Annotated in this window: 10 protein-coding genes and 1 tRNA gene; 6 read left to right on the top strand and 5 right to left on the bottom strand. The window is 73.0% G+C overall.

Annotation, left to right across the window (positions count from 1 at the left end; all coding sequences use genetic code 11):
• Positions 1-206 precede the first annotated feature (206 nt).
• From ACWDAS_RS10775 to ACWDAS_RS10765, 3 genes are all read left to right on the top strand, one after another.
• On the top strand, positions 207-875 hold the full coding sequence (locus ACWDAS_RS10775; RefSeq protein WP_450388535.1) for a SigE family RNA polymerase sigma factor: 669 nt from the start codon (positions 207-209) through the stop codon (positions 873-875).
• Positions 872-1,900 (top strand): hypothetical protein, encoded by a 1,029-nt coding sequence (locus ACWDAS_RS10770; RefSeq protein ID WP_450388534.1) that lies wholly within the window; start codon positions 872-874, stop codon positions 1,898-1,900. The genes ACWDAS_RS10775 and ACWDAS_RS10770 overlap by 4 nt, the downstream gene beginning before the upstream one ends.
• A 93-nt stretch (positions 1,901-1,993) precedes the next feature.
• Positions 1,994-2,848 carry an SURF1 family protein gene (locus ACWDAS_RS10765; RefSeq protein ID WP_450388533.1) on the top strand — a complete coding sequence of 285 codons (855 nt, stop codon included), beginning with the start codon at positions 1,994-1,996 and terminating at the stop codon, positions 2,846-2,848.
• Here the strand turns inward: ACWDAS_RS10765 and ACWDAS_RS10760 are convergent.
• Both ACWDAS_RS10760 and ACWDAS_RS10755 read right to left on the bottom strand, forming a co-directional pair.
• On the bottom strand, positions 2,804-4,594 hold the full coding sequence (locus ACWDAS_RS10760; RefSeq protein WP_450388532.1) for a prolyl oligopeptidase family serine peptidase: 1,791 nt from the start codon (positions 4,592-4,594) through the stop codon (positions 2,804-2,806). The two genes, ACWDAS_RS10765 and ACWDAS_RS10760, sit on opposite strands and share 45 nt — an antisense overlap.
• 46 nt (positions 4,595-4,640) lie before the next feature.
• Positions 4,641-4,940 (bottom strand): DUF6191 domain-containing protein, encoded by a 300-nt coding sequence (locus ACWDAS_RS10755; RefSeq protein WP_450388844.1) that lies wholly within the window; start codon positions 4,938-4,940, stop codon positions 4,641-4,643.
• Between the two features lie 75 nt (positions 4,941-5,015).
• On the opposite strand from ACWDAS_RS10755, the gene ACWDAS_RS10750 reads away from it, so the two are divergent.
• A complete protein-coding gene (locus tag ACWDAS_RS10750) occupies positions 5,016-5,480 on the top strand; it encodes a GNAT family N-acetyltransferase (protein WP_450388531.1) in 465 nt (154 codons plus the stop codon).
• 236 nt (positions 5,481-5,716) lie between these two features.
• On the top strand, positions 5,717-7,330 hold the full coding sequence (locus tag ACWDAS_RS10745) for an alpha/beta hydrolase (RefSeq protein ID WP_450388530.1): 1,614 nt from the start codon (positions 5,717-5,719) through the stop codon (positions 7,328-7,330).
• An 87-nt stretch (positions 7,331-7,417) separates the two neighbouring features.
• Here ACWDAS_RS10745 and ACWDAS_RS10740 read toward each other — a convergent pair whose 3' ends face one another.
• The 3 genes from ACWDAS_RS10740 to ACWDAS_RS10730 form a co-directional block, all read right to left on the bottom strand.
• Entirely contained in the window at positions 7,418-9,499 is a 2,082-nt protein-coding gene (locus ACWDAS_RS10740; RefSeq protein ID WP_450388529.1) for a fibronectin type III domain-containing protein, read from the bottom strand.
• Between the two features lie 374 nt (positions 9,500-9,873).
• Positions 9,874-9,947: transfer RNA gene (locus tag ACWDAS_RS10735), tRNA-Pro, on the bottom strand.
• Between the two features lie 88 nt (positions 9,948-10,035).
• Positions 10,036-10,968: a metallophosphoesterase gene (locus tag ACWDAS_RS10730; RefSeq protein ID WP_450388528.1), complete on the bottom strand. Its 933-nt coding sequence runs from the start codon at positions 10,966-10,968 to the stop codon at positions 10,036-10,038.
• Between the two features lie 76 nt (positions 10,969-11,044).
• Between ACWDAS_RS10730 and ACWDAS_RS10725 the strand changes: the two genes are divergently transcribed.
• On the top strand, positions 11,045-11,506 hold the full coding sequence (locus tag ACWDAS_RS10725; protein WP_450388527.1) for a GatB/YqeY domain-containing protein: 462 nt from the start codon (positions 11,045-11,047) through the stop codon (positions 11,504-11,506).
• Positions 11,507-11,657: the final 151 nt, after the last annotated feature.

Raw genomic sequence — 11,657 nt, 5'->3', positions numbered from 1 at the left:
TCCCTGTGTGTTGCAACCGCGCGACGCACAGGGAGCGTCTTTGTGTCAGCGCGCCGCCCTACTGTGCTGCACGCCGGGCGCGGCGCAGCAGCGCCAGGGAAAAGGGGCATTGGGAAAGAGTTGGTACGCATGGGCATATTTGCGACACCGTCAAAAACGGTGCCTTGGGCGTACAACCCTGACGGGGGGACACGTGTCCAACAGGCGTGGCAGAGGCACTCGGCATCGAAGCGGCCCTTGTGGGGCGGAGCAGCGCTCCTGCGCGCCCGCACGTCCGACGGCCGTCCCGCGCAGCCGGCGGGATACCGGTGATCGCGCCCTGGCCCATCGCGCAGATGCCCTCGGACCGCGAACGCGGGGACACTGACCACGCGATGTCAGTCGGGACCACCGTCGACCACCTCACCGAGACCTACCGGGCCCACTACCGCTCCCTGCTCGGCCTCGCCGCACTCCTGCTGGACGACACCGCCTCCTGCGAGGACGTCGTCCAGGAGGCCTTCATCCGCGTCCACTCCGCCCGCAAGCGGGTCCGCGAACCCGAGAAGACCCTCGCCTACCTCCGGCAGACCGTCGTCAACCTCTCCCGCTCCGCGCTCCGCCGCCGCATCCTGGGTATGCGGCTGCTCTCCAAGCCCATGCCCGACATGGCGAGCGCCGAGGAGGGGGCGTACGAGGCGCTGGAGCGCGACGAGTTGAAGGCCGCGCTGCGCAAACTGCAGCGCCGGCAGCGCGAGGTCCTCGTCCTGCGCTACTTCGCCGACATGACCGAAGCCCAAGTAGCCGAAACCCTCGGTATCTCCATAGGCTCGGTCAAGGCGTACGGCTCGCGCGGCCTCGCGGCGCTCCGCGTCGCGATGGAGGCCCCGGCATGACCAACCTGAACCCACCCGGCGGCATGGAACCTGAGAACGACATCAACGGCGGCGGCCCCGAGGAGCGGCTGAGCCCCGACGAACTGGCGCTGCGCCGGCTCCTGCGCGACGCCGTGAGCGACATCCAGCCCGGCCAGGACGCTCTGGACCATCTGCGACGCGCCGTCCCGGCCCGGCGGGCACACCGCCGCCAACTGCTGGCCGGTACCGCGGCCGCGTGTCTGCTGGCCCTGGTCGCGGTCCCCGCGGCCCTCCACGCGGCGAACATCTCCGGATCCGCGAACGCCGGTGCCGCCAGCGCGTCCGATGCCCAGGACACCGGCGGCTCCAGCGGCGACGCGAACGATCCCGCCGCGGGCGGCGGCTCGTCCAGCCCGTCTCCGGGTCAGACCCGCAGTGGAGCCGGCCCCACGGGCACCGGCGACTCCCCGCCGCAGTCCCACCCCGGGGCCTCCGGAACGGCGAACCCCTCCCTCGCGGCCGACACCCCGCTGTGCACCACCGCGGACCTCGGCAACGCCTCCGGCTACGCGGCCGCGGCCGACGCCTCCGGCCGCGTCAGCGGCTGGTTCCAGGTGGCGAACGTCTCCGGGGGCTCGTGTACCGTCGACGGCGGCGGTTCGGTGAATCCCACCGCCCAGGGCTCCGCGGACGCCGCGCGCATCAGCGTCGTCGACCACACCGCGAACGACGGCACCACGCTGCCGGACTCCCCGGGCGGGCCACTGGTCCTCGAATCCGGCCAGAGCTACCGGGTCGACTTCACCTGGGTGCCCGCCGCCGGCGGCGACACCAGCGGCTGCCAGGCCGCGTCCACGCCGACGCCGACCGCGACCTCCACCGACAGCCCCTCCGGCGACGCGTCGGCGCCCCCGGCGGTCGGCTCCGGCTCCGGCTCCGGCCAGGGTTCGCCGAGCGTCCTGCTGAGCCACACCCCGGCGGCCGGCGGGCCGGTCGTCACCGCGACGATCGGCGGCGCCTGCGCCGGGACGATCTACAGGACCGGCGCCATCGCCGTCCCGTAGCCCGTCCCGCAGCACGACCGTAGGCCGTCACCGTGACGGCAACCGGCGGGGGCGGTTCCGTGGAGCGCTCCGGCGCCCCGTACCGTGGACGACGTGTACCGGTTCCTGCTGTCTCCCCGCTGGCTGGGCGGACACCTCTTCGTGGTGTGCGCCGTGGTCTTCTGCACGTTCCTGGGCAGCTGGCAGCTGAGCCGGTTCGAAGCCCGCGTCGACAGCCACCGCGCCACCGGGAACACCCCCGCGGCCACCGCCCGCGAGGCGGTGCCGCTGGACCGCCTGCTGCCACGGGCGACCTCCGCGGTCACCACCGAGACGGCCGGCCGTGCGGTACGGGCCACCGGCCGCTACGACACCGCGCACCAGTTCCTCGTCCCCGGCCGTGAGCTCGACGGACGCACCGGCTACTACGTGCTCACCCCGCTGCTGACCGGCGACGGCGCCGCCGCCCTGCCCGTCGTCCGCGGCTGGCTGCCCGGGGACGCGGACCGCGCGTCCGCCGCCGGCGTGCCCGCACCGCCCGCCGGAGAGGTCACCGTCACCGGGGCCCTGCAGGCCCCCGAGAGCGCCGACACCGACGGCGCGATCGGCCGTGGCGGGCTCCCCGCGGGACAGCTGGGGATCATCAGCGCGGCGTCCCTGGTCAACCTCGTCCCGTACCAGGTGTACGGCGGCTGGATCACCCAGACGGAGGCCGTGCGGGCGCCCCTGAAGGCCGTTCCGCCGGTCGCGCCGAGCGGCACGGGCCTGGACCTCAAGGCCTTTCAGAACCTCGGCTACACCGGTGAGTGGTTCGTCTTCGCGGGCTTCGTGGTCTTCATGTGGTTCCGGCTCGTCCGGCGGGAGGCCGAGACCCGGCGGGACGCCGAGCTCGGCCTCACGGAGGAGGAAGACCCCGCTCCGGCCTCAGCCGCCGAGGTGGCGCCGGACGAAGTCCAGCTCCAGCCGTAGCTGCTTGATCCGCTCGTCGACGACGAGCGAGCCGTGCCCGGCGTCGTAGCGGTAGACCTCGTGCACCTTGCCCAGGCCCGCCAGCCGCTCGACGTAGTTGTCGATCTGCCGGATCGGGCAGCGCGGGTCGTTCACGCCCGCCGAGATGTAGACCGGGGCCTTCACCCGCGCCACGTACGTGATCGGCGAGGACGCCTCGTAGCGGTCCGGGACCTCCTCGGGGGAGCCGCCGAACAGAGTGCGGTCCAGCGCCTTCAGCGCTTCCATCTCGTCGCCGTACGCCGTCACGTAGTCCGCGACCGGCACCGCCGCGAGACCCACCGTCCACAGCTCCGGCCGGGTGCCCAGCCCCAGCAGCGTCAGGAAACCGCCCCAGGAGCCGCCGGACAGCACCAGGCGGGCCGGATCGGCGAAACCCGACTCGACCGCCCACGCGCGGACCGCCTCGATGTCCTCCAGCTCGATCAGGCCGACGCGGTGCTTGAGCGCGTCCGTCCACTCCCGTCCGTACCCCGTGGAACCGCGGTAGTTGACCCGCACCACCGCGTAGCCGTGGTCCAGCCAGGCCGCCGGGCCCGCCGCGAAGGCGTCCGAGTCGTGCCAGGTGGGACCGCCGTGGATCTCGAAGACCGTCGGGTAAGGGCCCTCGCCCTGCGCGGGCCGCTGGACGAGCGCGTGCACCGGCCCGCCCGGCCCGTCCACCCACACGTCCTCCACCGGCAGCGAGCCCGGGGCCCGCTCGCCCGGCGCCTCCAGCACCACCGCGCCGGTCGTCGAGCGCACCTCGGAGGGCGCCGCCGCCGACGACCACAGGAACTCCACCGTGCCGTCCGGACGGGCCGTGGCGCCGCTCACCGAGCCCGCCGGGGTGTCCAGCCGGGTCAGCTCCCCGCTCGCCAGCTCGTAGCGGAAGATCTCGCTGCGGGCCCGGTACGAGTGCACCACCAGCAGCGCCGTACCGTCCGGGTACCACTCCGCGGCGACGTCCCCGGGCAGGTCGATGGCGAGCGGGGTCTCCGTGCCCGCCACGACGTCCCAGATCATCGGCTCCCAGCGGCCGCGCCGCTGGTGCGCCACCAGCAGCCGGGCGTCCCCCAGGACGGGGGCGAAGCCCAGGCACTCCAGGCCCAGCTCCTTCGTGCCGCCCTCGCTGTCGTCCAGCTCCGCGGTCGTCGTGCCGTCCGCGGTGACGACGCGCAGCGCGGAGTGCATCGCGTCCCCGTGCTCGGTGTGCTCGACGACGATCAGCGTGCCGTCCTCCGACAGCGCGCCGACCCCGCCCGACTCCTCGTGCCGGTAGATCTCCACCGGCTCGGCTCCGGGGCGCACGACGTGGATCGTCGTCCCCTCCTCGTCCGTGGAGCGGCCGACCACCGCCAGTCCGTCGCGCCCCAGCGCCAGCCCCGCGGGGTACGAGGCCTCCAGGCCGGGCGCCGCCGGCTCGTCCGGGCCGCCCTCGAAGGGCTGGCGCATCCAGACCCCGAACTCGTCGCCGTCGGTGTCGGCGAACCACCACACCCACGCGCCGTCCGGCGTCAGCGTTCCGTCCGACGTGCCGTTCGGCCGGTCCGTGACCTGCCGCTGCGCCCCGGTCGTCCGGTCCCACGCGTACAGCTCGTACGTCCCCGTCGCATTCGACACGAACAGGCTGCGATGGGGGGCGTCCTCCGCCCACTCCGGCAGTCCGACGCGTGGCGCCCGGAAGCGCTTCTCCCAATCCGGCATACCAGCCATGACGTCGCTCATGGACCCATCAAACCCGATCGCGCGCCGCCGCGGACCGTGGCCGTCGTCACCCGCGGCGATCACGGCCCGGAACCACGATCAGCGCCGTCCCCCGGCCCAGGTCCACGCGCGACCGCGGCGGCGCCCCGTCGCCCTCCTCGTCACGCAGCATCAGCGTCGCGCGACGCTCGTCCAACTCGCTCCGCTTCCCCGGGGAGAAGCTCGCGTGCAGCTGCTCGAAGCCCGTCGAGGACACCTGTCCGCTCCGTCCGCCCCACCGGACGGCCCGCAGCATCTGATCGGCGAACGCCACCCCGATCAGCAGGATCACCAGGCCCGGCAGCGTCATGAACACCACGAACTCCACACCCATGGCCCCACCTTCGCACGGCGGCGACGGCCGGACGAGGGCCCGCGGACACCCCGCCGATACGCTCACGCCATGACCTCGCCCGAACAGCCCCTCGTCCCACCGGGCTTCGCCGTACCGGCACCGCCCGAGACCGGCCGTTTCCGCCTGGAGCCCCTCGGCCCGCGGCACAACGTCTCCGACCACGCCGCGTGGACGTCCAGCATCGACCACATCCGCGCCACCCCCGGCTTCGAGGGGAGCTCCTGGCCGCCGCCGGACGGAATGACCCCGGAGGCCAACCTCGAGGACCTGCGCAGGCACGCGGAGGACTTCGGGCGGCGCACCGGGTTCACCTACACCGTCCTGTCGGTCCCCGGCGGCGACGTCATCGGCTGCGTGTACATCTACGGCTCCCGTCGCGAGCCCGGCCTCACCGACGTCCGCTCCTGGGTCAGCGCCGGCCACGCCGATCTGGACGCCGAGCTCCACCGCGTCGTCGGCGACTGGCTGGCCCGCGCCTGGCCCTTCGAGCGCATCGCCTACGCGCCCCGCTGAGCCCGCGCCGTTCACGCGTTCGGCCCAGTCGGGCCACCCCTGCGCGCACGACGTGTGATGGGCTGATGACGCAGCGGAGCCGCGGGGGGTGCCGGACCGCTCCGCGACAGACCCGGCCCACGGCTCGACGGACGGGACGCACCGAGGGCCATCCCGGCGCCGTCGCCGCTCCCGGCCCCCTTGCGAGGCGGCGTCCGTCAGGCCCCGTCACACGGGCGCACGAGGAAGGCGTGGCGATGATCGCTGTCCGAGACACCGGCGGGATATCCCGGCGCAGGCCACGGCGCGGGCCACTGCGCGGGCTGCGCGGCGCGGTCGCGGTACTGAGTACCTGCGGGCTGCTGCTGACCGCGTCCTGCACGGCCACCGGTCCGCGGCAGCCGTCGGCCGTGACCCGGCTGGCCGCGGCCGGCGCCGCCCGCGGGCCCGGCGCTTCGGATCCCGCGGCCACCGTGCCCCCGGAACTGCGGCGCTACTACGAGCAGCGGCTCGACTGGCAGCCCTGCCAGGACGTGCCCGGGTTCCGGTGCGCCACCGTGACCGTCCCCCTGGACTACGCCCACCCGGAGAACGGCGACATCCACCTGACCGCCGCCCGCCTGAAGGCCGAGGGCGACGGCCGGGCCCGTGTCGGCTCGCTCCTGGTCAACCCCGGCGGCCCCGGCGAGTCCGCCGTCGACTACCTGGTGGCCGCCGCCGGCACCTTCTCCCCGGCCACGCGCGCCGCGTACGACCTGGTCGCCCTCGACCCGCGCGGCGTGCAGTACAGCACCCCCCTGGACTGCGGGACCGACACCGCGGCGACCCCCATGGGCTTCGGCCTGCGGATCTCCGGCGACGCGGCGGAGATCGACACGTCGTACAAGGCCTTCGAGGAACTCGCCGACGCGTGCGAGCGGCACGCCGGTGAACTGCTGCCCCATCTCGGCACCCCCGACGCGGCGCGTGACATGGACGTCGTGCGAGCGCTCCTCGGCGACGAGCGGCTGCACTACCTCGGCTACTCGTACGGCACCTACCTGGGCGCGACGTACGCCGAACTCTTCCCCTCGCGGGTCGGCCGCATGGTCCTCGACGGCGCCGTCGATCCCGCGGTCGACGGCTACCGGGAGAACCTGGACAGCACCGTCGGCTACCAGGTGGCCTGGGAGTCCTTCGCGGCCGACTGCGCCGCCCGTCCCGACTGCCCGGTGGGGCACTCCGTCGAGGAGGCCGGCCGCGTCCTGAACACCCTGCGGGCGAAGCTGGACCGGACCCCGATCCGGCACGGCAAGGACACCACCGTCACCGGGGACGACCTCATCACCGCGGTCATCACGGCACTGCGGGAGGCCTCGTGGGAGGAACTGCGCACCATGCTGGCCCAGGTGCTGGCCGGGGACACCACCGAACTGCAGCAGTTCGCCGGCACGGACGAGAACGACTCCGGCAACGCCACGGACGCGCTCCTCGCGATCGACTGCCTGAGCTCCAGCCTCGGCGCGCGCTTCTCCAGCGCGCAGGCCCAGGCGGCGCTGCCCGCGTTCCTGCGCGCCTCGCCCCAGTTCGGCGACTCGCTGGCGACGTTCCTGGTGCTGTGCACCCACTGGCCGGTCCCCCCGACCCAGGCCCCGCACCCCATCGCCGCCCCCGGTGCCGCCCCGATCCTCGTCGTCGGCACCACCCGCGACCCCGCCACCCCCTACCCCTGGGCGCAGTCGCTCGCCCGCCAGCTCGACTCCGGCCGGCTCCTCACCTACGACGGCGACGGGCACACCGCCTACCACCGCGGCAGCACCTGCATCGACACCGCCGTGGACGACTATCTGACGCACGGCCGGCTCCCGGCCGCCGGCACGATCTGCGACTGAACGCCGGCGGGTTCGCCGGACGGACGGTCCGTCGGGCACAGGAAAGGGCCCGGAGGGCGGGCAGGCCTCCGGGCCCTTTCCTGTGCCTCAGAGCAGGTCGGGCCGGATCACCCAGGGATGCGTGGCCGTCGTCTCGGTGCCGTCGGCGAGGACACCGACGACCCGGTAGTACGAGATGCGCCCGAGCGGCTGGGTCTCGTCGAGATACGCGTACAGCGGGGTACCCGCCGCCGCGGGTTCGGTGTGCAGCGGCTCGTAGGCACGCGTCTGCGGGTCGAACCGGCTCACCCGGTACTCCGTGATGTCGGCGCAGACGGCACCCTCGCACCGCCAGTTCACCACGCCGACGTCCTCGGCGTCGATCCAGCCCCCGCCGCTGTACAGGGGGCCCTTGTCCCCGCCGACCGGCTCGGACGGGGTGGTGTCCAGTTCCGTGGCGGTCACGGTGGCGATGGACGGGTCGGCGGGACTGAGCCCATTGCCCCAGATGTCCGTCGCCCAGACGGTGTAGACGTACGTCTCGCCGTTCGGGCGGCCGATGCAGAGCATGGCCAGCGGATCGTCACTCGCGTCCGTGCACGTCCCGAACGGCGTGCCGGCGCCCCACTTCACCGTGCCGTCGCTCTGCCGTACGCCGACCAGGCCCCGGTAGGAGGCGATGTCGTCGTCGGCCGGCTTGTTCCAGCGCAGGACCATCCCGTCGGCACGGGGCGTGGCGGTCAGGCCCGTGACGGGGAGCGGCGGGGTGCGGTCGGCGGTGGTGACGGTGACCGGGTCGGAGACCGCCGACCTGTTGCCCCGGCCGTCGGTGAGGGTGACGCCGTAGGTGTACGTGGTGTCGAGCGCCCAGGCGGTGTCGTAGCAGTGGAACGACAGGTCGCCGGAGTCCGTGGCGGTGGCGGTGTCGGCGTCCGGGCACTCGACCGGCACCGCGTCCGTGCCGAGGGTGGCGCCCGGTGAGCGGACCACGGCGAAGTGCGCGCCGTTGTCCAGCTCGTCCGACGTGGGGATCGGCGGCGCGCTCCAGGTGAGCAGCACGTTGTTCCGGGAGGGCAGCGCCCGCAGGTTCCGGGGCGCGTCCGGGGGCCTGCGGTCGACGCCGTCGGCCGTGACCGGCGCCGAGTACGCACCGGCGTTCCCGGCCGCGTCGTAGGCGCGCACCACGTAGGTGTGCTTCACCGTCAGATCCGCTGCGAGGTCGGTGTACGAGGTGCCCGTGAGGCGCTGGACGAGGGTCTGCGCGCCCGTGGTGGGGTTCTTCTCGTACAGCTCGTACCCGGCCGCGTCCGTCACCGGGCTCCAGCCGATCACCATCCCGTACAGGTCGCCCTGAACGGTCAGCCCCGCGGGAGCGGCCGGACCGGTGCGGTCCGGGGTGGTCACGGACTGGTCCGCGGTGCCGGCCGACTCGTTGCCGGCCTTGTCGTAGGCGCGGACTTCGTAGAGGTAGGCCTGGCCGGTCGGGGGCGGGGTGTCGGTGTACGACGTGAGGGTGGTGGTCGCCAGGGGCCCGCTGCCGAAGGAGGTGCCCTGCAGGCGCCGGTAGACGCGGTACCCGGCGAGGTCCATCTCCTTGTTCTTGCCCCACGTCACCTTGGCCTTGCCGGTCGCGGTGTCGTAGGCCACCGCGGCACCGGTAGGCGCCAGCGGCTTGACCTTGTCGACGGTGGCCGAGGTCCGCGGCGTGTAGGCGAACTTGACGTTGGCGGCGCCGGTCCAGTTCACGAAGTCGACCCGGAGGGTGTGCTTGCCCGAGGGGACGGTCACGTTGACCGTCCGGGAGACGGTCGTCGAGACGTTCTTCCACAGGTCGATCCTGCGCACACCGTCCAGGTAGACGCGGATGCCGTCGCGGGAGGAGGCGGCGAAGGAGAACGGGCCGCCGGAGCCGAAGTCGCGGGTGACGGACCAGCGGACGGAGAAGTTGTTCACGGGAAGACCGGCGGCCGGGGACCCGGTGCCCCAGTTCTGGTCGATGACGGAGTCGCAGTCCGTCTTCTTCGGGGTGCCGGAGAGGGTGGTGTTAGCGAAGAACTGCCGCGTGAAAACGGGGGATGCGCATCCCGTGGCCGCCGTCGCGGTGACGGGCGTCATGATCAGGCCGCCCGCACCGGCGGCGAGCGCGACGGCGGTGGCAAACGCGACCGGCCTGCTTCTGTTGGGGTTCATGCGTTCCTTCGGTCCTGATGGTCAACGGATGGCAAAACCGTTGACGATCAGGACTCACGGGGACGCCATTTGGTTGTACCGGTTCTTGCCTGCGTTCGTGCCCCGCTGGAACGTCCGGTGTCCGCCCCCGCCGGCGCGGTCGTCGCTCAGGGGGTCGGTGCCGGGCGTCGTCGGTCGCACCGGCCACTCGGGGACCGCGGTCGCTGAGGAGGTCTACCGGAAGCGGATCCGCCCCGCGATCCGGACAGGGGCGGTCGTGATGGACGGCATCTTCAGGCGCGATCCGAAGCCGTGGACACTCACTGAGACACTCAACAGCAGGAAGGGCCGGTTTCCTCCAGTGAGGAAACCGGCCCTTCCTGCATTTTCCGAAGTCGGGGTGGCGGGATTTGAACCCACGGCCTCTTCGTCCCGAACGAAGCGCGCTACCAAGCTGCGCCACACCCCGGTGTTGCTTCCTGGCCTCGGGCCCGGCGCAACGAGGATTACTCTAGCGGACCTCCCGCTGGAGACGAAATCCGGTTTTCGCGGACGGCTCAGGCGCGCGGCGTCAGGGTGAGCAGGGTGGCCTCGGGCGGGCAGGCGAAGCGGACCGGGGTGTAGCGGTTGGTGCCGCAGCCGGCGGATACGTGCAGGTAGGAGCGGTGACCCGCGGCCTCGTGGGTGGACAGGCCCTTGACCCGGTCCGCGTCGATGTCGCAGTTGGTGACAAGGGCGCCGTAGAAGGGGATGCACAGCTGGCCGCCGTGGGTGTGACCGGCGAGGACCAGCGGGTAGCGGTCGGCGGTGAAGGCGTCGAGCACGCGCAGATACGGGGCGTGGACGACGGCCAGGGAGAGGTCGGCGGTGGAGTCCGGGCCGCCGGCGATCTCGGCGTAGCGGTCGCGCCGGATGTGGGGATCGTCGAGGCCGGCGAAGGCGATCTCGATGCCGTCGTCGAGCTTGAGGCGGCCGCGGGTGTTGTTGACCCCGACCCAGCCGGCCACGTCGAAGGCGTCGCGGATCTCCTCCCAGGGGTTGCGGATGACGCCGATGGCGGGGTTGTTCTGGCCGTTGAGGCCGTGCGTGCCCCGGAGGCGCTCGACGATGTAGCGGGCGGGGTTGCGCGGGGTGGGTCCGTAGTAGTCGTTGGATCCGAAGACGTACACCCCGGGGAGGTCGAGCAGGGGGCCGAGGGCGTCCAGCAGCTCGGGGACGCCGTGGGGGTCGGAGAGGTTGTCACCGGTGTTCACCACGAAGTCCGGGCGCAGGCCGGCCAGCGACTGCAGCCAGCGGCGCTTCTTGTTCTGGCCGCGGACCATGTGGATGTCGGAGACCTGCAGGACGCGGATCGGCCGCATCCCGGTGGGCAGCACCGGCACCCGCACTCTGCGCAGGCGGAAGGACCGCGCCTCGATTCCGGCCGCGTAGGCCACGCAGGCCGCGCCGGCAGCTGTGATGCCCAGGGGTACTCCGTATCGCGCGCGCATGGGGTCCATGGTGGCAGACGGCTCGTCAGGGATAAATTTCCGGCCCTCCCGGCGGCGACCTGGCAGACTCGACGGCATGACCACCACGCTCAAGCAGCGTCTGCAGGACGACCTCACGGCTGCCATCAAGGGGCGGGACGAGCTGATCTCGTCCACCCTCCGTCTCACCCTCACCGCGATCACCAAGGAGGAGGTCGCGGGCAAGGAGGCGCGCGAGCTCTCCGACGACGAGGTGCTGAAGGTGATCGCGCGCGAGGCGAAGAAGCGCCGGGAGGCCGCCGACGCCTTCGAGCAGGGCGGCCGCAAGGACGCCGCGGAGCGGGAGCTGGCCGAGGGCGAGGTGCTGAACGCGTACCTGCCGAAGCAGCTGGACGACGCGGAGCTGGCCGGCATCGTCGCCGAGGCGATCAAGGAGTCGGGGGCCGAGGGGCCGAAGGCGATGGGCGCGGTCATGAAGGTCGTGAACCCGAAGGTCGCCGGCCTGGCCGAGGGCGGCCGGGTCGCCGCCGAGGTGCGCAGGCAGCTCGCGGGCGGCTGAGGCCGCCGGGCCCTGGCGAGGCCGCCGGAACCCCGGGACACCGGCCGGTCCCCGCGGTCCCGCGGCCGGCTTCGAGGAGGAGCTGTCCCGGATCCGGGAGACCCCGCCGGACAGCGCCCTCGAGCATCTGGCCGTGTCGCTCGGCGGCCCG

Source organism: Streptomyces sp. NPDC001070, from assembly GCF_053598835.1.
The sequence above is the reverse complement of the archived record's forward strand: the minus strand, read 5'-3'. Positions and strand labels throughout refer to the sequence as shown.

Bases quoted from the DNA above. Each gene is read 5' to 3' on its own strand.
- ACWDAS_RS10730 (WP_450388528.1), bottom strand. From the start codon at position 10,968: ATGCGCGCGCGATACGGAGTACCCCTGGGCATCACAGCTGCCGGCGCG.
- ACWDAS_RS10770 (WP_450388534.1), top strand. From the start codon at position 872: ATGACCAACCTGAACCCACCCGGCGGCATGGAACCTGAGAACGACATC.
- ACWDAS_RS10750 (WP_450388531.1), top strand. From the start codon at position 5,016: ATGACCTCGCCCGAACAGCCCCTCGTCCCACCGGGCTTCGCCGTACCG.
- ACWDAS_RS10740 (WP_450388529.1), bottom strand. From the start codon at position 9,499: ATGAACCCCAACAGAAGCAGGCCGGTCGCGTTTGCCACCGCCGTCGCG.
- ACWDAS_RS10745 (WP_450388530.1), top strand. From the start codon at position 5,717: ATGATCGCTGTCCGAGACACCGGCGGGATATCCCGGCGCAGGCCACGG.
- ACWDAS_RS10760 (WP_450388532.1), bottom strand. From the start codon at position 4,594: ATGAGCGACGTCATGGCTGGTATGCCGGATTGGGAGAAGCGCTTCCGG.
- ACWDAS_RS10725 (WP_450388527.1), top strand. From the start codon at position 11,045: ATGACCACCACGCTCAAGCAGCGTCTGCAGGACGACCTCACGGCTGCC.